Genomic DNA, 23,125 nt, shown 5'->3' with positions numbered 1-23,125 from the left:
ATCTTCGCATGCCTGTAGCTTGTCATACAATAGGGAAGCAAGTACCATGCCGATTCAAGTACAGCGGGGTAAATGTTGATGTTTCATGGCAGTATGGTAGCGCTGGTCACGCCCATGGGGGCGGATGGCGTCATCGACCATGAAGGCCTGGACAGACTGGTCGAATTTCATATTGAAAACGGTACTGACGCGATTGTCGCTGTCGGCACCACGGGTGAATCTGCGACCCTGGACACAGACGAGCACTGTGCGCTGATCCGCGCCATCGTGGAGCGGGTGCACGGTCGGGTACCGGTCATTGCAGGTACGGGGGCCAACGCCACCAGCGAGGCGATCCAGCTCACCCGCTGCGCCCTGCAGGGGGGTGCCGACGCCTGCCTGCTGGTCACACCCTATTACAACAAGCCCACCCAGGAAGGCCTGTACCTGCATTACAAGGCGGTAGCCGAGGCCGTACCCATCCCGCAAATCCTCTACAATGTCCCAAGCCGCACGGCCTGCGACCTGCTGCCTGCGACCGTGGCCCGCCTCGCCCCTATCCCCAATATCATAGGCATCAAGGAGGCCACCGGCGACTTGGCGCGCGCGGGGGAGATTCTTGACCGCTGTGGTGATAAAATGGATATGTATGGAGGTGACGATGCTACGGCCATGGCCCTGATGCTGATGGGTGGCAAAGGCGTCATCTCAGTCACTGCCAATGTCGCACCACGGCTCATGCATGAGATGTGCGCCGCCGCCCTTCAGGGTGATCGCGCCCGCGCCGAGGCCCTCAATGAGCAGCTTATGCCGTTACACCAGGAGTTATTCATCGAAGCCAACCCGATACCGGTCAAGTGGGCGCTCAACCAGATGGGTCTGATCCCGGCTGGCATACGGCTCCCACTCACCCCCCTGTCAGCTGCCTGCCATGCCCGCGTGCGGCAGGCGCTGATACATGCCAACATACTTTTATAAGCACAGGTTTATATCATCATGCCGTTTATCTATCGCCGTTTACGCCTCCTGCTTGCCATTTGCCTGCCGATTCTGCTGGTGGCCTGCAGCTCTATCAGCGCCAAGCTCGACGAAATTGCTTCAGACTCCAAAACCGACTATAAAAAAAGCCAGACCTTGCCGGCACTTGAGGTGCCGCCGGATCTGACCAAGTCCACCATAGACGATGCCTTGGCCGTACCCGACATCGGCCCCAGCAGCGCCGGTGCAACATTCTCCTCCTACAGCGGAGAGCGCGCCGGACCACAGCTAGGCCGCAGTGAAAATGTACTGCCCCAGCAAAACAATATTCGTGCCGAACGTGACGGCGACAAACGCTGGCTGGTCATGGAAAGTGCGCCGGAACAGGTCTGGCCCAAGGTGCGTGAATTCTTCCTGCAGAATGGTTTTCTGATCAAGGAAGAAGACCCGCGCATCGGTATCCTGGAAACCGACTGGCTCGAAAACCGCGCCGATATCCCCAAAGACCCGATCCGCTCTGTTATCAGCAAGGTCTTTGACTCGCTCTACTCCGCCGCCACCCGTGACAAATATCGCGTGCGTCTGGAGCGCGGTAAGGAACCCAACACCACCGAACTTTATCTCACCCACCGCGGTGTGGAGGAGGTAGGTCAGGGCAGTTCCACTATCTGGCAGAACCGCCCCTCCGATCCGGAGCTGGAAATCGAAATGCTCAATCGCATGGTGGTGTTTTTCGGCGTCGATGAGCAGAAGGCAAAATCACTGCTCGCCCGCGGCCAGGACGTGCCACGCGCCCAACTCACGCGCGATGCCCAGGGCCGCAGCTTCCTCAGTCTCGACGAAGACTTCTCCCGCGCCTGGCGCCGCACCGGACTGGCCCTGGATCGCGTTGGATTTACGGTAGAAGACCGTGACCGCTCGCGCGGCTTGTACTATGTGCGCTATGCCGACCCACTCAAGGAAGAAACCAAAGACGGGTTCCTGAGCAAGCTCAAATTCTGGGGCGGCACCAAGGACAAGCAGGCAGAAAATACACAATATCTGGTCAGCGTGGCAGGTGAAGGCGACAGCACCCGCATTACAATCCTGAACAAGGAAGGTGCGCCTGAAAACTCTGAAACCTCTAACCGTATCCTGGCCTTGCTGCACGAACAACTGAAATAGCCCTGCGCGCACCTACCATGCTCCAACTGCGCGGACCGCAGGCGCTGTCCGGTTTCAGGCTGGAGAAGTTGCGCGCCAGCGTGCGTGCTGTCGTACCTGGTCCGGCCACAGTCTCTGCCGACTTCATCCACTTTGTTGATCTTGCGCGTGAGCTCACCCGCGCAGAACACGCGCAACTCGAAAAGATTCTGAGCTACGGCTCCGCTGGCACCCAGACTCCGCCCGGCGCACCACTGCTGGTCGTACCGCGCCTTGGCACCCGCTCGCCGTGGTCGAGCAAGGCCACCGACATTGCGCACATCTGCGGACTCCATCAGGTGCGGCGCATCGAGCGCGGCGTGATTTACTACCTTGCAAAAATAAACGGCGCGCCGCTTACCAGCTCCGAACGCGAGCACATCACACCCCTCATTCACGACCGCATGACGGAGCAGTTACTGGACGATGCGCGTGAGGCCGGAAAGCTGTTCATGCACGCGAAACCCGCGCCGCTGGTTCTTGTCGACGTACTGAGCGGCGGCCGGGCCGCACTGGTCAAGGCCAACCAGACGCTTGGGCTCGCACTCACTGCGGACGAAATTGATTATCTGCTGCAAAACTTCACGGCGCTCGGACGCAACCCGACCGATGTCGAGCTCATGATGTTCGCGCAGATGAACTCGGAGCACTGCCGCCACAAGATTTTCAATTCCGACTGGATCATTGATGGCGTGCGCCAGGATGCGTCGCTGTTTGCCATGATCCGCAACACGCACCAGCGACATCCGCACGGTATTCTCTCCGCCTACAAGGACAACGCCGCCGTGATGGAAGGCGCGCGCGCCGGACGTTTCTTCCCGGCAGCGGGGCGCGAATACCGCTATCACGCCGAAGACGTGCATATCGTGATGAAGGTGGAGACTCACAATCATCCCACCGCCATCTCGCCGTTTCCGGGCGCGGCTACCGGCAGCGGCGGCGAAATCCGCGACGAAGGCGCCACCGGCCGTGGCGCCAAACCCAAGGCGGGATTGTGCGGCTTTTCCGTTTCACATTTACGCATTCCCGGCGCGCTGCAACCGTGGGAACAGACCGACTTCGGCAAACCGCGCCACACCGCGTCGGGCCTCGACATCATGCTTGAAGGGCCGCTCGGCGCGGCGGCGTTCAACAATGAATTTGGCCGCCCGAACCTCTGCGGTTACTTCCGCGGCTTTGAAGCACAGGTGCAGACCGGACATGGTATCGACCGGCGCGGCTACCACAAACCCATCATGCTCGCGGGCGGTGTCGGCAACATCCGCTCGGGGCATGTCGAAAAAAACGAAATCCCCCCACGCGCATTACTCATCGTGCTCGGTGGGCCGGCGATGCTGATCGGACTGGGCGGCGGCGCAGCCTCGTCTATCACCAGCGGCAGCGGCGATCAGGCGCTCGACTTCGCCTCGGTGCAACGCGGCAATCCCGAGATGCAGCGCCGCTGCCAGGAAGTGATCGACCAGTGCTGGCAACTGGGCGATGCCAATCCCATCCTCTCGATACACGACGTCGGTGCGGGCGGCCTGTCCAATGCGCTGCCGGAACTGGTGCACAGCAGCGCGCGCGGCGCGCGCATCGAACTGCGCAAGATACTGAGCGACGACAGCGGCATGTCGCCCATGCAGCTCTGGTGCAACGAGGCGCAGGAGCGTTACGTGCTGGCGGTAACACCGGGGCGGCGCGACGAATTTGCCGAGCTCTGCGCGCGCGAACGCTGCCCCCATGCCGTGGTCGGCGGGGCCACGGTGGACGAACAGCTCACGCTGGTGGATGCGCAGTTTCACAACACGCCCATTGACCTCGCGCTTCCCATGCTGCTCGGCAAACCACCAAAAATGCTGCGTGATGTACATCATGCAACACCGAAACTTTCTGAATTTAATTACAGCAAAATAGATATTCACGAAGCCGCGCTGCGCGTGTTGCGTTTCCCTGCCGTGGCGAACAAGGGTTTTCTGATCACCATCGGCGACCGCAGCGTCGGCGGGCTGGTGACGCGCGATCAGATGGTCGGCCCGTGGCAAACCCCAGTAGCAGACGTTGCCGTCACCGCAACGAGCTTCGACACCTGCACCGGCGAGGCCATGGCCATCGGCGAGCGCGCACCGATCGCGCTCATCAACCCGGCGGCCTCCGCGCGTATGGCGGTAGGCGAAGCCATTACCAATATCGCTGCAGCGCGCATCACCCAAATCTCCGACATTACGCTCTCTGCCAACTGGATGGCCGCTGCCGGTCATCCAGGTGAAGACGCAGCGCTGTACGACGCGGTGCAGGCAGTCGGGATGGAGCTGTGTCCGGCGCTCGGCATCGCCATCCCGGTGGGCAAGGATTCACTCTCGATGAAAACCGTGTGGCGCGAAAACGGTGTGGAAAAATCGGTGACTGCGCCGCTGTCGCTCATCGTCAGCGCCTTTGCGCGCGTACACGACTGCCGCCGCACACTGACGCCGCAATTGCGCTCCGACCAGGGAGACACCGATCTTCTGCTGATTGATCTGGGGCGCAACCAGAATCGCCTCGGCGGCTCCGTGCTCGCACAGGTCTATAACGAAATCGGCACGCAGGCGCCGGACGTGGATAACCCGGCGCTGCTCAATGCGCTGTTCACCGTGCTGCAATCACTCAACGAAAATAATCTCATTCTCGCCTATCACGACCGCTCGGACGGCGGCCTGTTTACCAGCGTCTGTGAAATGGCCTTCTCCGCCCACTGTGGCGTCACGCTCAGCCTCGATGCGTTGGGCAATGATCCCCATGCCGCGCTGTTCAGCGAGGAACTGGGCGCCGTTGTGCAGATACGCTGCACTGACAAAACAGCCGTATTAAAAATACTGCAAGCCGCCGGCCTGGAAGAACATACACACACCATCGGTACGCTTAACAACACCGATCATGTTGTGGTGACACAGCTGGGACAAACGCTGTTCAGCGACACACGCATCCATCTTCAACGCGCATGGTCGGAGACCTCGTACCGGATGCAGACACTGCGCGACAACCCAGTTTACGCACAGCAGGAATATGACGCCCTGCTCGACGCGCGCGACCCCGGCCTGAACGCGCAACTCAGCTTTGATCCGAACGACGACATTGCCGCGCCTTACCTAAAAAAAGGCCTGCGCCCGCGCATCGCCATCTTGCGTGAGCAGGGTGTAAACGGCCACATCGAACTCGCTGCGGCCTTTGACCGTGCCGGATTTTCCGCCATCGACGTACACATGAGCGACATCCTCGAAGCCCGCATCTCACTCAGTGACTTTCAGGGTCTCGCCGCGCCCGGCGGATTTTCCTACGGCGATGTGCTGGGCGCGGGGCAGGGCTGGGCCAAGTCCATTCTGTTCAGTGCGCGCGCACGCGATGAATTCGGCGCGTTCTTCAAGCGCACCGATACCTTCGGCCTCGGCATCTGCAACGGCTGCCAGATGATGTCGAACCTGCACGAACTCATTCCGGGCGCCGAATGCTGGCCGCAGTTTATGCGCAACACATCAGAGCAATTTGAGGGACGCTTCTCTCTGGTCGAGATTCCCGCCTCGCCGTCGCTGTTCCTGCACGACATGGCCGGCTCGTGCCTGCCCATCGCGGTGGCGCACGGTGAAGGCCGCGCCTCGTTCCGTCCCGGCGGCAGCGCCCAACAAGCGCTGGACGCCGGTATCGTCGCGCTGCGCTGGGCGGACAACGGCGGCCACCCCACCGAAGCCTATCCCGCCAACCCCAACGGTTCACCCCTCGGCATCGCCGGCCTCACCACCCCCGACGGACGCTACACCATCATGATGCCGCACCCGGAACGCGTGATCCGCACCGTGTCCAACTCCTGGCATCCGGACGGCTGGGGCAGCGACGGCCCGTGGCTGCGCATGTTTCGCAACGCGCGCCGCTGGCTGGGATAGACACTGCCCGCTTGCGCGCACTTCACAAGCGCTCGCGGTGCGAAGGAATCAATGGGCCTTTTCATTTGCCCTTTTCCAGGCAAAGTTTGGTAATCAGACAACACTGGCTCCCGTGGGGTATACCATGAAGGTTTATTCCGCAGTTATTGAACGTTGCCCGCAAACGAATCTTTTCGTGGGCTTCGTACCGGGCTTCCCCGGCGGCGCGCATACTCAAGCCGAGTCGCTTGATGAACTTAACCGTAATCTCCAGGAAGTAATCGCCATGCTTTTGATGGGTGGAGAGACGGTGATGAGCGATGCACTCATGTAAGGCCTGACACTGACTCTCATGCGTAGCCTCTTAGCTCCACGCTAGAACATAAAGAACCATGCAATCAATTACTGATGGGGGAACAATAATTCCGGATTTCTAACCCTTGTTTTACTCTTGGTTACACTGGCGCTCGGCTGGATAAGTGGGATATTCAGGACATTGATGCACAAGCCAAAGTTTAAAACCGGCCTATTGCCGGGGCCAACATTTCCCTGCACATATCCGACAGATAAGAAATTCAATCAAGAGGAGGCTCACCGAACAGCGACAGTAATTTACCTAGAAATCACAAACATTGGTGCTGCCCCTTCCTTTTTCAGAAAAGTATTTTGCTGCCGCAGACTATCCATACATACCTACAATCCGGGCAAGAAACCAGGGGGTAGTCTACTTCTAACAATCCGAAAGTTGTGGAGGTTCCAGACCTCGCGTGAAGAATGGGCAAGCCAGCATCAAGGTTCGAGTCATTGACTCTTATGGAAAGCGTTATTCGAAGTCATTTCAGTTAAGCATCGTAGAGATCGACTACGCGAAGAAGTTTAATAGAAAATTTGGAAACACTCTGAGCCTACTGGATGAACACCCAATTGAGGAATGGGATCAGTAATGAGGGTTCTAACACTGTAATTAACCAGGACGCTCTACGGGCGTTGCGTTGCTGCGATGGTGTCGCTCAACTGCGCACCGTTAGATGCTTACTCACACAATCCACATTGCAAGAAAATCGGTAGACCCACTCTCGCCGCCCCTACCTTAACGCTAGACACCCAAGCTCAGGCGACACAACTTCGCGTATTCAGCTAAGTGCAGCGTTTATCAGATCCCCAATAAATTTCTCTCTACCCCCACCTTAAAACTGCTACATTTATGCTTCTCTCATAAATAAAATCAGGAGCCCCCATGACCTTCGGCGACTCTATCAGCACCTGTTTCTCAAAATATGCCGTGTTTGATGGCCGCGCCTCGCGGTCAGAATTCTGGTGGTGGGTTCTTTTTACATTCCTGGTATCACTGGCAACAGGCATGGTAAGCGAAACATTGTCAGCACTTTTTTCCTTGGGCGTGCTACTGCCATCACTGGCCGCAGGGGCACGACGGCTGCATGACACCGACCGAAGTGGCTGGTTTCTGCTGCTCTGGCTGATTCCAATCATTGGGTGGATTATCTTGATCGTGTTGGTTGCACAAGAAGGCAAAGAGCCTAATCGTTTTTGATGATGGGGTAACGGGCCGTGGCTTGGGTTTAACCGTCAGGCGCCAGCACTCCCGGATAAAACAGCTCCGCGTATCCTGTAGAATAGACACCGCCCCACCACCGGAGAAGTCTCATCTTTCATATCGCCCTCCACGTTCTGCTGCCGCTGGTGGTGGCACAGCTATTCTTCAAGCCGGAATGGAAGATCAGTTATCTGCTGATGATGTCTACCATGCTGGTGGATCTGGATCACCTGCTGGCCAACCCCATATACGACCCGGAGCGGTGCAGCATCGGGTTTCACCCGCTGCACACTTATATACCGATAGGCATTTACGTCGTGATGAGTTTTATACCGGTGACGCGGCTGATTGGCATCGGCCTGGTGATACACATGGCGCTGGACGCCACGGTCTGCCTCTAGGCGCGGGCGCGCCTGTTATTTGAGTTTTTCTTTCAGCAGCGCATTGACCTGTGCCGGGTTGGCCTTACCCTGGCTCGCCTTCATCACCTGACCGACGAAATAACCGAACAGCGCCTCCTTGCCGGCACGGTACTGCTCGAGCTGCTGCGGGCTGTTGGCGATGACTTCATCCACCACTTTTTCAATCGTGCCGCTGTCGGTAACCTGGCGCAGGCCCCTGGCCTCGATGATCGCATCGGCATCACCCTCGCCGTGCCACATGGCATCGAACACCTGCTTGGCAATCTTGCCGGAGATGGTGTTGTCTTTGATACGCAGCAGCATGCCGCCCAGCGCCCGCGCCGTAACCGGGCTGGCGAGAATATCCAGCCCCGCCTTGTTGAGCGCGCCCAGCAGCTCGCCCGTGACCCAGTTGGCCGCCAACTTCGCCTCGCCCTGCGTGGTCTTCACCACGCCCTCATAAAACTCGGCCAGTTCACGGCTGGCGGTGAGCACGCCCGATTCATACGGCGTGAGGCCGTAGTCGTTTATGAAGCGCTGCTTTTTCTGGTCGGGCAGTTCGGGCAAGGTATTTCTCACCTCGGCGATGAAAGCGTGCTCAATCTCAAGCGGCAACAGATCGGGGTCGGGGAAGTAGCGGTAATCGTTGGCCTCTTCCTTGGAACGCATGGAGCGGGTTTCGTCTTTGTCGGCATCGTACAGGCGCGTCTCCTGCACTACTGCGCCGCCGCCTTCCAGCAGTTCGATCTGGCGTTCGACCTCGAAGTTGATTGCCTTTTCCACAAAGCGGAACGAGTTGATGTTTTTCAGCTCGGCACGGGTGCCGAATTTTTCCTGCCCTTTGGGGCGCACCGACACGTTGGCATCACAGCGGAACGAGCCTTCCTGCATGTTGCCGTCACAGATTTCGAGATAGCGCACCAGCGAGTGGATTTTCTTCATGTACGCCACCGCTTCTTTCGCAGAGCGCATGTCGGGCTCGGAGACGATTTCGAGCAGCGGCGTGCCGGCGCGATTCAGATCAATGCCGGTCTTTCCGTGAAAATCTTCGTGCAGGGATTTACCGGCGTCTTCTTCCAGATGGGCGCGGGTGATGCCGATGGTTTTGGTGCTGCCATCCTCCAGTTCGATTTCCAGCGTGCCCTTGGCCACCACCGGCAGCTCGTACTGACTGATCTGGTAACCCTTGGGCAGGTCGGGGTAGAAATAATTCTTGCGCGCAAACACCGAGCGCGGCGCAATGCTGGCGCCCACGGCGAGGCCAAATTTCACTGCCATGCGCACCACTTCTGCATTCAGCACCGGCAGCACGCCGGGCAGGCCAAGATCAACCGCGCAGGCCTGGGTGTTGGGCGGCATGCCATAGGCCGTGGCCGCGCCGGAGAATATCTTGGTTTGCGTGGCGAGCTGAGCGTGTATCTCAAGCCCGATGACGGTTTCCCATTCCATGTTAACCCCAGTAGCGAGTGGCAAGTGGCGAGTGGCGAGCTATAAATCTCCTGGCCACTCGCCACTCGTTATTTGTAGATATATTTACCGCTGTCATTTACTCAAAGCCGACGGGTACACGCGCATGCCAGTCAGTAACTTTTTGATATTGGTGCGCGATATTCAGCAGCCGGGCCTCGTCGAAATAGTTGCCGATGAGTTGCAGACCCACCGGGCGCTGCCCGGCAAACCCGGCCGGGATCGACATGGCGGGCAGCCCGGCCAGATTGACGGCAATGGTGTAAATATCGGACAAATACATGGTGACGGGATCGTCGGTCTTTTCGCCGAGGTTGAACGCCGCTGTGGGCGCGGTGGGGCCCATGATGACATCCACCTTGCTGAAGGCCTGCGTGAAGTCATCGCTGATCAAACGCCGCAACTGCTGTGCCTTGAGATAATAGGCGTCGTAGTAACCAGCCGAGAGCGCATAGGTACCGACCATGATGCGGCGCTTGACCTCGGCGCCAAAACCTTCGCCGCGTGAGCGCTTGTACAAATCTTCCAGGTCTTTCGGTTCCTTGCAGCGGTAACCAAAACGCACACCGTCGAAACGCGACAGATTGGAGGAGCACTCGGCGGGCGCAATGACGTAATACACCGGCACGGCCAGATGGGTGTTGGGCAAGCTGATGTCGTGTACGGTGGCGCCGAGTTTTTCATACTGCTTGATCGCGGCCTCGATCGACTGCGCCACAGCGGCGTCCAGGCCGTCACCGAAATATTCCTTGGGCAGGCCGATCTTGAGGCCCTTGATGGAATCATTGAGCGCGGCGTCATAGCCCGGCACCGGCCGATCGGCGCTGGTGGAATCGCGCGGGTCAAACCCCGCCATGGCCTGCAACAACAACGCGCAGTCTTCCGCCGTGCGCGCCATGGGGCCGCCCTGATCAAGGCTGGAAGCGAAGGCGATCATGCCGTAACGCGACACGCGACCGTAAGTAGGCTTGAGGCCGGTGATGCCGCACAGCGCGGCGGGCTGGCGGATGGAGCCGCCGGTGTCGGTGCCGGTGGCGGCAGACGCCAGCCGCGCGGCCACGGCAGCGGCCGAACCGCCGGAGGAGCCGCCCGGCACGGCGCTGGTATCCCACGGGTTTTTTACCGGTCCGTACCAGCTGGTTTCGTTGGACGACCCCATGGCGAATTCGTCCATGTTGGTCTTGCCCAGCATGACCACACCGGCGCGGTTAAAACGCTCGACGGTGGTAGCGTCGTATGGCGCAATAAAATTGTCGAGCATTTTCGAGCCACACGTCGTCTTCACGCCCTGCGTACAGAAGATGTCTTTCTGCGCCAGCGGAATACCCATGAGCGGGTTGGCGTTGGCTTCGGTCAGCCGGGCGTCTGCCGCGCGCGCCTGCTCCAGCGCCTGCGCTTCCGTGACGGTAATGTAGGCATTGAGCGCGCCGTTGTGCTGCTTGATGCGCGCGAGAAAATCCTGCGTCAGCTCGGTGCTCGACACTTCGCGCCGGTGCAGCGCGCGCGACAATTCTGCAATGGTTTTAGTGTGCATAGTGTAGTGACTAGTAGCGAGTAGCCGGGGCAAGGCAGCTCCTCGCCACTTGCGACTCGCGACTCGCGACTGTTTTTATTCTATAACCTTCGGCACCAGATACACGCCGGCATCCACTTCCGGCGCGATGGCCTGGAAACGTTCACGCTGGTTGCTCTCGCTGACGCTATCGGGGCGCAGGCGGGCGGCCATATCCAGCGGGTGGGCCATGGGCGTAACGTGGCTGGTATCGACCGTGTTCATTTGCCCCACCAGATCAATAATACTGGACAGGTTATGGGCATAGGCCGGGATATCCTGCTGGCTCACGGCCAGACGCGCCAAATGCGCGATTTTTTCTACGTCGGTGGGTTGTAAAGACATCAGACTATCTCAAAGCGTCATCGGCCCGGCCTCGCCGGGTTCATAACGTGTAACTTATCACATTTGGCGGCTTGCCCAAAGGGCCGGCGGTTGATAGAGTGAGCTGTTTATACCCTATTTATACCCTTTGTCAGGACTGAAGATACATGTTTGGACGTTTGCGCAGGATGTTTTCCACTGACCTCTCGATTGACCTTGGCACGGCCAATACGCTGATCTACGTGCGGGGCCAGGGCATCGTACTGAATGAGCCCTCAGTGGTGGCCATCCGTCAGGAGCGCGGCCCGCAGGGCCCGAAAACCATCGCCGCCGTGGGCACCGAAGCCAAGCGCATGCTGGGCCGCACCCCCGGCAACATCAGCGCCATTCGCCCGCTCAAGGATGGCGTGATTGCCGATTTCACCGTGACCGAGAAGATGTTGCAGTACTTCATTCACAAGGTGCACAAGAACCGCTTCCTGCACCCGAGCCCGCGCGTACTGGTCAGCGTGCCCTGCGGCTCCACCCAGGTGGAACGGCGTGCCATCAAGGAGTCTGCCGTCGGCGCGGGCGCGAGCGAGGTGTTCCTGATTGAAGAGCCGATGGCGGCCGCCATCGGCGCCGGCCTGCCCATCGGCGAGGCCAACGGCTCGATGGTGCTGGACATCGGCGGTGGCACGTCGGAGGTCGCGGTGATCTCGCTCAACGGGATTGTATACTCGGCCTCGGTGCGCATCGGCGGCGACCGCTTCGACGACGCCATCGTAAACTATGTGCGCCGCAACTATGGCAGCCTGATCGGCGACTCTACCGCCGAGCGCATCAAGCAGGAAATCGGCTCAGCCTACCCCGGCAACGAAGTGCGTGAAATGGAGGTATGGGGCCGCAACCAGGCCGAGGGCGTGCCGCGCCATTTCAAGCTCAACAGCAATGAAATTCTCGAGGCGCTGCAGGAGCCTTTGTCCGGCATCGTCAGCGCAGTGCGCGCTGCACTCGAACAAACGCCCCCGGAGCTCGGCGCCGACGTGGCCGAGCGCGGCATGGTGCTCACCGGCGGTGGGGCATTGTTGCGCGATCTCGACAAGCTGCTGATGGAGGAAACAGGCCTGCCGGTATTTGTGGCCGAAGACCCCCTCACCTGCGTGGCACGCGGTGGCGGTATCGCATTGGAAATGATCGACGAGCACGGGCGCGACGTGCTGATTCAGGAGTAAAACCCGAGGACCACGAAATCGCCCGCCGCGCTCGCACCAACAAACGTTGAGGGCTTTATCAGAGGTTTGCTAGCGGTGCTATGACCAGCGAATGGTAAAAGCAGCGATTACACCGGAGCAGATGAAGCCGCTGTTCGCGCGTGGCCCCTATACCACGTTGCGGCTTCTGGTGTTCGTGCTGCTCGCACTTGCGTTGATGACGTTCGACCATCGTCAGCACCGCCTCGACGGCGTGCGTCAAGCGCTCTCCCTGCTTATCTACCCGGTACAATACAGTGTCGACCTGCCTTTCAGGGTAGGCGCCTGGATCGCCGACAGCTTCTCTTCACGCACGCTCCTGCTGCGTGAAAATGCCGAATTGCGCAGCGAGTCGCTGGTGCAGAGCGCACAGCTGCACAGACTCAATTCACTGGAAAATGAAAATGCACGTCTGCGCGAACTGCTGCAGTCCTCGGTCAAGTTAGGCAAACAGACCCGCGTGGCAGAACTGCTCGCCGTTGACCTTGACCCCTTCCGCCGCGAGGTTGTCATTAATATGGGATCTGCGCACGGCGTGACGCCGGGGCTGCCACTGATTGATGCCTACGGCCTCATGGGTCAGCTCATCCATGTCAATCCCGCATCCAGCATCGCATTGCTCATTACCGACCCCAGCCATGCCGTGCCGGTGCAGGTCGAACGTAATGGCTTGCGCACGCTTGTCGTCGGCACTGGCATCCCTGACCGGCTGGATCTCCCGTACGTGCCTACCGATGCCGATATTCAGGTGGGCGACCTGCTGGTCACCTCCGGTCTGGGCGGACGCTTTCCCCCGGACTACCCGGTCGCAAAGGTGATCAGCGTAGAACACGACCCCAGCCTGACCTTTGCCAGGATTCGCGCCGCGCCCACCGCCCGCCTGGAGCACAACCGCGAGGTGCTGTTGGTACTGAGCGAGCCGGAAGTCCCCGCGCCTGCCGATGCTCCACCGACAGAGGCGGAAACACCATGAGCCGCCCGCGTCGCGGCTGGGCCATTGCGCTCTCCCTGCTGGTAGCACTGATGCTGAGTCTGGTACCCATCCCCACCTGGGCCACACTGGTACGCCCGGAATGGGTCATGCTGGTACTTATTTACTGGTGCCTGGCCCTGCCACATCGCATTGGTATCGGCACTGCCTGGGGCATGGGGCTGCTGATGGACGCTGCCACCGGCACACTGCTCGGCCAACACGCACTCGCCTTTGCGCTCGTAGCCTACATCACGCTCAAACTCTACATGCGGCTGCGTTTGTTCACGCTCTGGCAACAGGCGCTCAGCGTTCTTGCGCTGGTGTTTATCGAGCAGATGCTGGTGCTGTGGATTACGGGCATGACCCACCAACTCCCCTGGCGTTGGGACTACCTGCTACCGACACTGACCAGCATGCTGCTGTGGCCGCCCGTATTTCTGGTGCTGCGCAATCTGCGCCGTACGTTGCGGGTCACATGAGCCACACGCTACCCGCTGGCGACAGCAAATAAACGATGGATCGTCGTATCACCGCCAGAGACCACCTGCGCGATCCGGTGCGTGAAACACGCTTGCTGCGTCGGCGCATGATTGTCGCCCTCATATGCACTGTGCTGCTCGTATTCGTGGTGCTGAGCCGGCTTGTCTATCTGCAAGTCATCAACCACGAACGCTACATCACACTGTCCAAAAACAATCAGATCAGAATCGTCTCACTGCCACCGGCACGCGGACTGATCTACGATCGTAATGGCGTATTACTCGCACAAAACATACCTTCGTTTGGACTTGAGGTGATTCCCGAGCAGGTGCAGGACATGAGCGCCACACTCGCGGCATTACAGGATGTGGTAATCATTACCGACGCCGATATAAAACGTTTCCATCGACTGCGCTCACAGAAGCGTTACAGCAAGGGCGTGCCACTGCGGCAACATCTTTCAGAAGAAGAACTGGCGAGTTTCGCCGTAAACCGCCCGCGCTTCCCGGGGGTCGATATCACTGCCGGCATGATGCGCTACTACCCTTACGCCGAACTTGCTGCGCACGCGCTGGGCTATGTCGCGCGCATCAGCGAAGATGATCTTGCACAGCTCGACCCGATCAATTACGGCGGCAGTACGCATATCGGGAAAACAGGCGTGGAAAAGACCTATGAAGACGTGCTGCACGGCAAGGTCGGCTTCGAACAGGTGGAGACCAATGCCCAGGGTCGTCTGCTGCGTGTGCTGCAACGTACCCCGTCGCAGGCCGGAGACACCCTGCACCTCAATCTCGACATTCAGCTGCAATCGGTCGCTGCCGCAGCACTGGGCCACCAGCGCGGCGCTGTCGTCGCACTCGACCCCGCTAACGGTGCGGTGTTGGCGCTGGTGAGCCAACCCGCCTATGACCCCAACCCGTTTGTGAACGGCATTGACAGCAAGGACTACAACGCGCTGAATCACTCGCCCGACAAACCGCTCTACAATCGCGCCTTGCGCGGCCAGTATCCGCCTGGCTCTACCATCAAGCCGTTTATCGGCCTGGGCGGGCTCGAACTGGGCGTCATTACTGAACAGCAGAATACCTTCTGTCCCGGCTGGTTCAGCCTCAAGGGCCATGAGCACCGCTACCGTGACTGGAACCCCAGAGGCCATGGTACGGTTGATCTGGAACGTGCCATCGTAGAGTCATGTGATGTGTACTTCTATACCCTTGCCGACACACTCGGCATCACCCGACTACACAACTTCCTGAGCCAGTTTGGTCTCGGCCAGAAGACCGGTATCGATATTGGTGGCGAACTCCCGGGCCTGTTGCCTTCTGCACAGTGGAAGAAACGCGCCCGCCAACAGCCCTGGTACCCGGGTGAAACCGTCATCACCGGGATTGGCCAGGGGTATATGCTCACCACCCCGCTGCAACTCGCCGCCGCCAGCGCCACGCTCGCCATGCGTGGCACGCACACCACACCCCGGATCGTTGCCGAAATCCATGACTCTGCCACCGGCCAGATCACCTCCCCAGCCACCCCTGACAGCACCGCCGTGCCGATCAAGAATGATCACAACTGGGACAGTGTCATCGCGGCCATGACCCAGGTGGTACACGGTCCACGTGGCACAGCCCGCGCTATTGGCATCAAATCTCCCTACACCATCGCCGGCAAGACCGGTACCGCCCAGGTATTTGGCATCAAGCAGAGCGAGAAATATGTAGAGGCAGAGGTCGATCTGCGCCTGCGTGACCATGCCCTGTTTATTGCCTTTGCGCCAGCCGAGCAGCCGCGCATCGCCGTGGCAGTGCTGGTGGAAAACGGCGGTCACGGCGGCAGTGTCGCGGCACCCATTGCGCGCAAGGTGATGGATCAGTACCTGCTGGGGCAGCCGCCTGCCGAGCCCGTCGATACCGGCAACATTGATCCCGAGCTGAATGAGTAGCATGACCAGCCCCTGGCACAAGCTGCATCTCGACGGCCCGCTGCTCGCAGGACTGCTGCTGTTGGCCAGCGTCAGCCTGCTGGTACTCTACAGCGCGGGCGGCCAGGACATGCAATTGCTGTGGCGGCAGCTGCTGCGCTTTGGCCTGGCCTTCGGCCTGATGTTCGCACTGGCACAAATACCGCCGCATCGCTATCAGCAGACCGCGCCCCTGCTGTTTGGCGCCGGCCTGATTTTGCTCATTGCAGTCCTGCTGTTCGGCGATACGGCCAAGGGGGCACAACGCTGGCTGCAGATCGGCGGATTGCGCTTCCAGCCCTCCGAGCTCATGAAGCTCGCAGTACCGTTGATGGTAGCCTGGTATCTCGGCAGCCGGCCGCTGCCACCCGGTCTGTCACGCGCGCTGGTGGTGCTGGCGTTAGTGGCCGTACCGACGGCGCTCATTGCCAAGCAGCCAGACATGGGTACGGCGTTGCTGGTCGCCGCCGCAGGCATGTTCGTGCTGCTGCTGTCCGGCCTGCGCTGGCGCGTGATCGGTGGTGCAGCAGTGCTGACCGCCGCCGCCGCCCCCCTGCTGTGGCACATCATGCATGACTATCAGCGCCAGCGCCTGCTCACCTTTCTCGACCCGGAGCAAGACCCGCTCGGCACGGGCTATCACATCATGCAATCCACCATCGCCGTTGGCTCGGGCGGGATATTCGGCAAAGGCTGGCTCAACGGCACCCAGTCCTACCTCGACTTCATCCCAGAGCGCACCACCGACTTTATTTTTGCAGTCTACGGTGAGGAATTCGGCCTGATCGGCGCGGTATTGCTATTTGCGCTGTTTCTGTTCGTGATCGTACGCGGCCTTATCATCGCCTACACCGCGCAAAACAACTTCAACCGTCTGGTCGCAGGCGGACTGATACTCAGCTTCTTTACCTATATCCTGATCAATATCGGCATGGTCACCGGGCTGCTGCCCGTAGTAGGCGTACCCTTGCCGCTCATCAGCTACGGCGGCACGTCATTAGTGACACTCATGGCATCTTTCGGTATCCTCATGTCCATCCACACCCATCGCATACGCGAACACTCCTGAGACTCATTGTGCATAAACTTAAAATATTGCTTCTGCCACTACTCTGTACACTCTATGGACCTGTCGTCAGCGCCCTGGAGGTTGATACCCGCCCTGAACTGCAAGGCTTCATCGACGAGATGGTCAGGCAGAATGGCTTTGATCGTGCTGAGCTAACCCAGCTGCTTGCGCAGGCCGAGACCAAGTCGTCCATCCTTGATGCCATCAGATCTCCTGCGGAAAGAAAACCATGGCGCGACTACCGCCCCATCTTCGTGACTCCATCCCGCATTAGCGGTGGCGTGGAATTCTGGAACGCACATGCCGCCGTTCTCGCGCGCGCCGAAAGCATCTATGGCGTGCCGGCTGAAATTATTGTGGCCATCATCGGCGTGGAAACGCGTTACGGTAAAAACACCGGCAGCTACCGGGTGCTCGATGCGCTGGCAACGCTGGCCTTCGACTACCCGCCGCGCAGCCCCTTCTTCCGCAGCGAACTCGAACACTACCTGCTGCTCTCGCGCGAAGAGCAGATCGATGCCACCGCGCCCAAAGGCTCGTATGCCGGTGCCATGGGCCTGCCACAATTCATGCCCAGCAGCTTTCGCCGCTATGCCGTGGACTTCGACAAGGACGGGCGGCGCGATTTGTGGGGCAGTGTTGACGATGTGATCGGCAGTGTCGCCAACTATCTCAGCGTGCATGGCTGGCAGCCCGGCGCACCCATTGCGAACCGGGCCCGGGTACAGGGCGACAAATACACCCTCCTGCTTGATGCGGGACTCAAGCCAGAGATGGGCATCGACCAACTGTCCCGGTACGGCGTTACACTTGATGCTACCGACCCCGCGCCTACACCCGGCTCGGGCATCGTTCGCGGCACGCTGCTGGAGCTCGAAGGCAACAATGGCCTGGAATATTGGGTAGGTATGCAGAATTTTTATGCGATTACCCGTTATAATATCAGCGCCCTTTATGCCATGGCTGTCTACCAGTTGAGCCAGGAGATTCGTGCGCAACGCCAGTAACCCTGTATCCTGCTACACGCCCCGGGGGGCATGCAGTTACCCCTTCCCCACCCGCTTGCCGCTGGCCGTCTGTTGCCTGCTGGTTGCCGTACTGTCTGCCTGTGGCACGGCACCGAAGTCAGTCGTAGCGCCTCCGTCGTCGCCGGAACGGCCCGCGCGGGATGGCGCACCCGCGAATCCACCCGATCTCGCCTCCCTGCCCGAGCCGGTGCCGCGCCCCGAGCCACGCAGCAGATATGGCAACCCGCCTTCTTATACCGTTTACGGCAAGCGCTACTTTGTCATGGAGAGCAGCACAGGCTATGTCGAGCGCGGCACGGCCTCGTGGTATGGCACCAAGTTTCACGGCCAATACACCTCCAGCCGCGAACCCTACGACATGTACGCCTTCACCGCCGCGCACAAGACGCTGCCCATCCCCTGTTATGCACAGGTCACCAACCTGCGCAACGGGCGCACGCTGATCGTGCGCATCAATGATCGCGGGCCGTTCGTGGGTGACCGCCTGATTGATCTCTCCTATGCTGCAGCGAGCCGACTCGGCATACTCGATACAGGCACCGGCCAGGTCGAGGTGCGGGTGATTGATGTCTCCACGCCAGCATCCACGGCTGTTGCCGCCCATGACCGGTCAATAGCTGCCTTACCCCAGACATCTCAGTCTGCACCTGCAGCCCCCACCTACCTTCAGATGGGCGCCTTTCAGAGTCGTGGCAATGCCGAACGTCTGCGTGACACGCTGCTGAGCAAGGCAAGCATAACTGTGCAGATCACGGAAGCGCCCAGCCCCGGCGGCACACTTTACCGTGTGCGTATCGGGCCGGTGCAAAGCGCCGAGGAAACAGACCGCCTGAGCGGTATGCTCAATCAGCTCGGATTCAGTACCCCGCAGGTAGTGATTGACTGACGCGACCCGATTCAACGCTCCTGCGTGCTTCACCCAATAATGTTACTCAAAGGCGATTGTTTATCATGATGACTATGACTCGTATGCTGTGCAGTCTTGCGCTGCTCACCGCCCTGCATGCGGTGCAGGCCGCACCCTCCACCGATACGCCTGCCCCGGCGGCACAACCCATCCCGGCGGCACCCGCCATTGCAGCACGTGCCCATATCCTGATCGACGTACACAGCCAGCGCGTCATCGCGGAGAGCCATGCTGATGAACGGATGGAGCCTGCCAGCCTGACCAAACTCATGACCGCCTACACCGTATTCAAGGAGCTCGCGGCCGGCAAGCTCAAGCTTGCCGATCAGGCCACCATCAGTGAAAAGGCCTGGCGCACGGAAGGCTCGCGCATGTTTGTGAAGGTGAACACCCGGGTTTCGCTGGAGGATTTGCTCAAGGGCATGATCATTCAGTCCGGTAACGATGCCAGCGTGGCGCTGGCCGAACACGTGGCGGGCACAGAAGCTGGCTTCGCCACGCTGATGAACCAGCACGCCAAAGAACTGGGCATGACTGACAGTCATTTCACCAACAGTACCGGTTTACCAGACCCCGAGCTCTACGTCACAGCGCACGATATCGCACTGCTGGCGCGTGCCATCATCATGGAATTTCCCGAGTATTACGCGTGGTACTCCACCAAGGAATTCAGCTACAACAACATCACCCAGTTCAACCGCAATCAGCTGCTGTGGCGTGATCAGGGCGTTGACGGCGTAAAGACCGGCTACACCGACAGTGCCGGGTTTTGCCTGGTGGCCTCGGCACTGCGTGACGGTATGCGCCTGATCTCGGTAGTGCTCGGCACCAAGGACGAGAAGGCACGCGCGCAGGAAAGCCTGGCGATTCTGAATTATGGCTTTCGCTTCTTCGAGACCCACCGTCTGTATGCCGCCGGGCAAGAGCTCTATACCCTGCCGGTCTGGAAAGGTGCCGAACGCACACTGCGTCTTGGCCTCAACAGCGATCTGTATGTCACCGTGCCGCGTGGTCAATACAGGAATCTCTCAGCCTCCATGGACATGCACGCGCATCTCATTGCGCCAGTGGCCAAGAACCAGTCGTTTGGCAACGTAACGGTATCACTTGCAGGCGATACGATCGCCAAGCCGCCGCTGGTCGCACTGCATGAGGTCGCCCAGGGCGGCCTGTGGCGCCGCCTGATCGATACTATCCGCTTGTGGTGGAATTAAAAGACAGTGCTGCACAGGTAGCGCGGCGCTTATAAATTTATGACCAACACCTCCCCCACTGTTTATCTGAATGGCAGCTTTCTGCCGCTCGACCAGGCAACGGTACCGGTGCTGGATCGCGGCTTTATCTTCGGTGACGGCGTCTACGAAGTGATTCCCGCCTATGGTGGGAAACTGTTTCGGCTGGCGGAACACCTCGCGCGCCTCGACCACAGCCTGGCCGGGGTACGCATCAGCAACCCGCTCGCACACGCCCAGTGGGACGAGATACTGAGCGAACTGCTGCGCCGTAATACAACACCGGACAACCCCGACCAGTACATCTACCTGCAGGTGACGCGCGGCGTTGCCAAGCGCGACCATGCCTTCCCCTCCGGGGTGACGCCGACAGTGCTGGCCATGAGCAATCCGCTGCCGCCGGTGCCGGACGCCTATGCCACGCAGGGCATTACCGCTGTCACACTGCCAGATATCCGCTGGAAATACTGCCACATCAAGGCCATTGCCCTGCTGCCCAACATCCTGCTGCGGCAGGAGGCGGTCGAACGCGGCGCAACGGAGGCCATCCTGATCCGTGACGGCGCCGTCACCGAGGGCGCCGCGAGCAACCTGTTTATCGTCAACCAGGGTACCGTCATCACCCCGCCCAAAGGCCCTTTGCTGCTGCCCGGCATCACCCGCGACCTGGTTCTGGAGTTGGCGCAAGCCGCCGGTATTGCCCACCGCGAGGCCGCCATCAGCGAGGCGGAGCTGCGCACCGCCGATGAAGTCTGGCTTACCAGCTCCACCAAGGAAATCATGCCGGTGACCCGGCTGGATGACACCGCCGTCGGCGATGGCAAACCCGGCCCGCTGTGGCAACGCATGACCGCGCTGTATCAGGACTACAAGCAGCAGTTGCGCAGCGGCACCCATGCCTGAACCCGCCACCGAGGTACGGGTGCGGCAACTGGGTGTGCGTGATTACACCCCGGTATGGGAGACCATGCGCGCCTTTACCGCCGCCCGCACCCCCTCGACCACGGATGAAATCTGGTTAGTACAGCACCCGCCGGTATTCACCTGCGGGCTCAACGCGCAATACACACCTGCTGACTGCGGCAGTGCTGCGATTCCCGTCGTACACAGCGATCGCGGCGGCCAGATGACCTATCATGGCCCGGGGCAGGTTGTCGCCTATGTGCTGCTTGATCTGCGCCGACGCGGCCTCGGCGTCCGCCAGCTGGTCAACGCGCTGGAGCAGTCCGTCATCGCCCTGCTCGCCGACCATGGCGTCAGCGCCAGCGCCCGCCGCGACGCACCTGGCGTGTATGTCGGCGGCGCCAAGATTGCCGCCCTCGGCCTGCGCGTGCGTCATGGCCATTGCTACCACGGCCTCAGCCTCAACGTGGCCATGGATCTCACCCCCTACGCGCAGATCCAGCCTTGCGGCCAGCCCGGGCTGCCAGTCACCGACATGCGCACGCTCGGCATCCCGGCCGACCCGGCCCAGACGGCCAGCCGTCTGGTTGCCCAACTGGCACATCACCTGGGTTACACTAGCGCGCTGGAACAGACCACCCACACCTTACCTGCCGACCCGCCCCACCCCACGGTCGGCTACTGATAGCATCTGCACATGGCCAACAACGAAACTCTGCGTGAACTGAAAGGCGCCTCCAAGATGGCGCGCATCCCGATCAAGGTCGTTCCCAGCACCACGCTGGGGCGCAAGCCGGCCTGGATACGCGCCAAATCCACCGCCAGCCCGGAGGTCGCACGCCTCAAGGGCATTTTGCGCGAACACCGCCTGCACACCGTGTGTGAGGAGGCCGCCTGCCCCAATCTCGGCGAATGCTTCGGCCACGGTACGGCCACCTTCATGATCATGGGGGCGATCTGCACTCGACGCTGCCCGTTCTGCGATGTCGCGCACGGCAAACCCGAAGCGCTGGATACCCAGGAACCCGCCAATCTGGCCCACGTCATCCAGTCCATGGGTCTGAAATATGTCGTGATCACCTCGGTAGATCGTGATGACCTGCGTGATGGCGGTGCGGAGCACTTCGTCAATTGCATACAGGCCGTGCGCCAGCAGTCACCCCAGACACGCATTGAAGTCCTGACGCCGGACTTTCGCGGCCGCATGGATATCGCCCTCGACATCATGCAGCAGGCACCGCCCGATGTGTTCAACCACAATCTGGAAACCGTGCCGCGCTTGTACAAGCAGGCCCGTCCCGGCGCTGACTACCAGTATTCACTCACCCTGCTCCAGCGCTTCAAGGCCGCCCACCCCGGGGTGCCCACCAAATCTGGCTTGATGCTGGGTCTGGGTGAAGAGCTGGCCGAGATCGAGCAGGTGATGCAGGATTTGCGCGCGCACGACGTCGACATGCTGACCCTTGGCCAGTACCTGCAACCCAGCCGCCATCACCTCGCAGTGGAACGCTTTGTCACCCCGCAGGAATTTGACCAGCTGGCTGAAACCGGCAGGCGCATGGGCTTCAGCAATGTAGCCAGCGGCCCCATGGTACGCTCATCGTACCATGCTGATTTACAGGCAAAAAACCAGCGCTCCGCCTGATCCGTAAAAAACCTCTCAACAGGCGCTTGACTTATATAACTATATAAATAAGCATGTAGTTATGAATAAGCATTATCTTCGCGCCCTTCCAACACAATGGCGATCGGTCTCCAAGGCCTTTACCGCCCTGGGCGATGAACACCGCCAGCGCATCCTGCTCACCTTCGAGCCAGGTGAGCGGCTGAATGTAAGCCAGATCGTGGCTGTTTCCAGCCTCTCACGCTCGGCCGTGGATCACCACTTGCGGGTGTTGCGCGAGGCTCAGGTATTACTGAGCGAGAAAGTCGGCAAGGAAGTGTATCTGTGGATCAACAAACCCTTGCTATTGCAGATCATGAAAGACGTGCGAGACTACGTGAAAAACAAAAGCTAGCATTACCACG

The 23,125-nt window shown here is 60.0% G+C and carries 21 protein-coding genes; 18 read left to right on the top strand and 3 right to left on the bottom strand.

All coding sequences use genetic code 11. The features are described 5' to 3' along the window. Positions 1 to 78: 78 nt before the first annotated feature. From dapA to Q8L89_05785, 6 genes are all read left to right on the top strand, one after another. Positions 79 to 957: a 4-hydroxy-tetrahydrodipicolinate synthase gene (dapA, locus tag Q8L89_05810; GenBank protein ID MDP1708565.1), complete on the top strand. Its 879-nt coding sequence runs from the start codon at positions 79 to 81 to the stop codon at positions 955 to 957. An 18-nt stretch (positions 958 to 975) separates the two neighbouring features. Then, positions 976 to 2,121 carry an outer membrane protein assembly factor BamC gene (bamC, locus tag Q8L89_05805; GenBank protein ID MDP1708564.1) on the top strand — a complete coding sequence of 382 codons (1,146 nt, stop codon included), beginning with the start codon at positions 976 to 978 and terminating at the stop codon, positions 2,119 to 2,121. A 17-nt stretch (positions 2,122 to 2,138) separates the two neighbouring features. Next, entirely contained in the window at positions 2,139 to 6,035 is a 3,897-nt protein-coding gene (gene purL / locus Q8L89_05800; protein ID MDP1708563.1) for a phosphoribosylformylglycinamidine synthase, read from the top strand. Positions 6,036 to 6,159: 124 nt separating this feature from the next. Then, positions 6,160 to 6,348 (top strand): type II toxin-antitoxin system HicB family antitoxin, encoded by a 189-nt coding sequence (locus tag Q8L89_05795; protein ID MDP1708562.1) that lies wholly within the window; start codon positions 6,160 to 6,162, stop codon positions 6,346 to 6,348. 903 nt (positions 6,349 to 7,251) lie between these two features. Next, the gene (locus Q8L89_05790) at positions 7,252 to 7,566 is read left to right on the top strand and encodes a DUF805 domain-containing protein (GenBank protein ID MDP1708561.1); all 315 of its coding nucleotides are present in this window, start codon (positions 7,252 to 7,254) and stop codon (positions 7,564 to 7,566) included. A 113-nt stretch (positions 7,567 to 7,679) separates the two neighbouring features. After that, positions 7,680 to 7,970 carry a DUF6122 family protein gene (locus Q8L89_05785; protein MDP1708560.1) on the top strand — a complete coding sequence of 97 codons (291 nt, stop codon included), beginning with the start codon at positions 7,680 to 7,682 and terminating at the stop codon, positions 7,968 to 7,970. Positions 7,971 to 7,985: 15 nt separating this feature from the next. Here the strand turns inward: Q8L89_05785 and gatB are convergent, their stop codons facing one another. The 3 genes from gatB to gatC all read right to left on the bottom strand — a co-directional run bounded on the left by gatB (position 7,986) and on the right by gatC (position 11,334). Then, positions 7,986 to 9,419, bottom strand: coding sequence for an Asp-tRNA(Asn)/Glu-tRNA(Gln) amidotransferase subunit GatB (gene gatB / locus Q8L89_05780; protein MDP1708559.1), 1,434 nt, complete (start codon positions 9,417 to 9,419; stop codon positions 7,986 to 7,988). Positions 9,420 to 9,516: 97 nt separating this feature from the next. Next, complete coding sequence (gatA, locus tag Q8L89_05775) at positions 9,517 to 10,971, bottom strand: Asp-tRNA(Asn)/Glu-tRNA(Gln) amidotransferase subunit GatA (protein ID MDP1708558.1); 1,455 nt, start codon at positions 10,969 to 10,971, stop codon at positions 9,517 to 9,519. A gap of 75 nt (positions 10,972 to 11,046) precedes the next feature. Further along, positions 11,047 to 11,334 (bottom strand): Asp-tRNA(Asn)/Glu-tRNA(Gln) amidotransferase subunit GatC, encoded by a 288-nt coding sequence (gene gatC, locus Q8L89_05770; protein MDP1708557.1) that lies wholly within the window; start codon positions 11,332 to 11,334, stop codon positions 11,047 to 11,049. 146 nt (positions 11,335 to 11,480) lie between these two features. Here gatC and Q8L89_05765 point away from each other — a divergent pair, with 146 nt between their 5' ends. The 12 genes from Q8L89_05765 to Q8L89_05710 all read left to right on the top strand — a co-directional run bounded on the left by Q8L89_05765 (position 11,481) and on the right by Q8L89_05710 (position 23,115). Next, positions 11,481 to 12,527 carry a rod shape-determining protein gene (locus Q8L89_05765; protein ID MDP1708556.1) on the top strand — a complete coding sequence of 349 codons (1,047 nt, stop codon included), beginning with the start codon at positions 11,481 to 11,483 and terminating at the stop codon, positions 12,525 to 12,527. Positions 12,528 to 12,618: 91 nt separating this feature from the next. Then, positions 12,619 to 13,518: a rod shape-determining protein MreC gene (mreC, locus tag Q8L89_05760; protein ID MDP1708555.1), complete on the top strand. Its 900-nt coding sequence runs from the start codon at positions 12,619 to 12,621 to the stop codon at positions 13,516 to 13,518. After that, positions 13,515 to 13,997 (top strand): rod shape-determining protein MreD, encoded by a 483-nt coding sequence (gene mreD, locus Q8L89_05755; protein MDP1708554.1) that lies wholly within the window; start codon positions 13,515 to 13,517, stop codon positions 13,995 to 13,997. Before mreC ends, mreD begins: the two co-directional genes overlap by 4 nt. 35 nt (positions 13,998 to 14,032) lie before the next feature. Then, positions 14,033 to 15,940: a penicillin-binding protein 2 gene (gene mrdA / locus Q8L89_05750; protein MDP1708553.1), complete on the top strand. Its 1,908-nt coding sequence runs from the start codon at positions 14,033 to 14,035 to the stop codon at positions 15,938 to 15,940. A 1-nt stretch (position 15,941) separates the two neighbouring features. Then, positions 15,942 to 17,027 (top strand): rod shape-determining protein RodA, encoded by a 1,086-nt coding sequence (rodA, locus tag Q8L89_05745; protein MDP1708552.1) that lies wholly within the window; start codon positions 15,942 to 15,944, stop codon positions 17,025 to 17,027. 8 nt (positions 17,028 to 17,035) lie between these two features. Then, complete coding sequence (mltB, locus tag Q8L89_05740; GenBank protein ID MDP1708551.1) at positions 17,036 to 18,034, top strand: lytic murein transglycosylase B; 999 nt, start codon at positions 17,036 to 17,038, stop codon at positions 18,032 to 18,034. Next, positions 18,018 to 18,941: a septal ring lytic transglycosylase RlpA family protein gene (locus tag Q8L89_05735; GenBank protein MDP1708550.1), complete on the top strand. Its 924-nt coding sequence runs from the start codon at positions 18,018 to 18,020 to the stop codon at positions 18,939 to 18,941. The genes mltB and Q8L89_05735 overlap by 17 nt, the downstream gene beginning before the upstream one ends. 65 nt (positions 18,942 to 19,006) lie before the next feature. Further along, positions 19,007 to 20,176, top strand: a complete 1,170-nt coding sequence (locus Q8L89_05730) for a D-alanyl-D-alanine carboxypeptidase family protein (GenBank protein ID MDP1708549.1) — start codon at positions 19,007 to 19,009, stop codon at positions 20,174 to 20,176. A 39-nt stretch (positions 20,177 to 20,215) separates the two neighbouring features. Further along, positions 20,216 to 21,097 carry a D-amino acid aminotransferase gene (locus tag Q8L89_05725; protein ID MDP1708548.1) on the top strand — a complete coding sequence of 294 codons (882 nt, stop codon included), beginning with the start codon at positions 20,216 to 20,218 and terminating at the stop codon, positions 21,095 to 21,097. Next, the gene (lipB, locus tag Q8L89_05720; GenBank protein ID MDP1708547.1) at positions 21,090 to 21,782 is read left to right on the top strand and encodes a lipoyl(octanoyl) transferase LipB; all 693 of its coding nucleotides are present in this window, start codon (positions 21,090 to 21,092) and stop codon (positions 21,780 to 21,782) included. Before Q8L89_05725 ends, lipB begins: the two co-directional genes overlap by 8 nt. A gap of 12 nt (positions 21,783 to 21,794) precedes the next feature. After that, positions 21,795 to 22,742, top strand: coding sequence for a lipoyl synthase (lipA, locus tag Q8L89_05715; GenBank protein MDP1708546.1), 948 nt, complete (start codon positions 21,795 to 21,797; stop codon positions 22,740 to 22,742). A gap of 61 nt (positions 22,743 to 22,803) precedes the next feature. Then, positions 22,804 to 23,115, top strand: a complete 312-nt coding sequence (locus Q8L89_05710; protein MDP1708545.1) for a metalloregulator ArsR/SmtB family transcription factor — start codon at positions 22,804 to 22,806, stop codon at positions 23,113 to 23,115. The last annotated feature ends 10 nt before the right edge of the window (positions 23,116 to 23,125 follow it).

The organism is Gammaproteobacteria bacterium, from assembly GCA_030680605.1.
GTDB lineage: Bacteria > Pseudomonadota > Gammaproteobacteria > SURF-13 > SURF-13 > JAQBXX01.
Note: the sequence above shows the minus strand (reverse complement) of the source record. Positions and strands in the feature narration are given on the sequence as shown.

Coding starts and splice junctions, on each gene's coding strand:
- gatC (MDP1708557.1), bottom strand. CDS start 11,334: ATGTCTTTACAACCCACCGACGTAGAAAAAATCGCGCATTTGGCGCGT.
- purL (MDP1708563.1), top strand. CDS start 2,139: ATGCTCCAACTGCGCGGACCGCAGGCGCTGTCCGGTTTCAGGCTGGAG.
- gatB (MDP1708559.1), bottom strand. CDS start 9,419: ATGGAATGGGAAACCGTCATCGGGCTTGAGATACACGCTCAGCTCGCC.
- rodA (MDP1708552.1), top strand. CDS start 15,942: ATGACCAGCCCCTGGCACAAGCTGCATCTCGACGGCCCGCTGCTCGCA.
- bamC (MDP1708564.1), top strand. CDS start 976: ATGCCGTTTATCTATCGCCGTTTACGCCTCCTGCTTGCCATTTGCCTG.
- mreD (MDP1708554.1), top strand. CDS start 13,515: ATGAGCCGCCCGCGTCGCGGCTGGGCCATTGCGCTCTCCCTGCTGGTA.
- Q8L89_05725 (MDP1708548.1), top strand. CDS start 20,216: ATGACCAACACCTCCCCCACTGTTTATCTGAATGGCAGCTTTCTGCCG.
- lipB (MDP1708547.1), top strand. CDS start 21,090: ATGCCTGAACCCGCCACCGAGGTACGGGTGCGGCAACTGGGTGTGCGT.
- Q8L89_05765 (MDP1708556.1), top strand. CDS start 11,481: ATGTTTGGACGTTTGCGCAGGATGTTTTCCACTGACCTCTCGATTGAC.
- Q8L89_05795 (MDP1708562.1), top strand. CDS start 6,160: ATGAAGGTTTATTCCGCAGTTATTGAACGTTGCCCGCAAACGAATCTT.
- Q8L89_05730 (MDP1708549.1), top strand. CDS start 19,007: ATGATGACTATGACTCGTATGCTGTGCAGTCTTGCGCTGCTCACCGCC.
- dapA (MDP1708565.1), top strand. CDS start 79: ATGTTTCATGGCAGTATGGTAGCGCTGGTCACGCCCATGGGGGCGGAT.
- Q8L89_05790 (MDP1708561.1), top strand. CDS start 7,252: ATGACCTTCGGCGACTCTATCAGCACCTGTTTCTCAAAATATGCCGTG.
- mrdA (MDP1708553.1), top strand. CDS start 14,033: ATGGATCGTCGTATCACCGCCAGAGACCACCTGCGCGATCCGGTGCGT.
- Q8L89_05710 (MDP1708545.1), top strand. CDS start 22,804: ATGAATAAGCATTATCTTCGCGCCCTTCCAACACAATGGCGATCGGTC.
- lipA (MDP1708546.1), top strand. CDS start 21,795: ATGGCCAACAACGAAACTCTGCGTGAACTGAAAGGCGCCTCCAAGATG.
- mreC (MDP1708555.1), top strand. CDS start 12,619: ATGGTAAAAGCAGCGATTACACCGGAGCAGATGAAGCCGCTGTTCGCG.
- gatA (MDP1708558.1), bottom strand. CDS start 10,971: ATGCACACTAAAACCATTGCAGAATTGTCGCGCGCGCTGCACCGGCGC.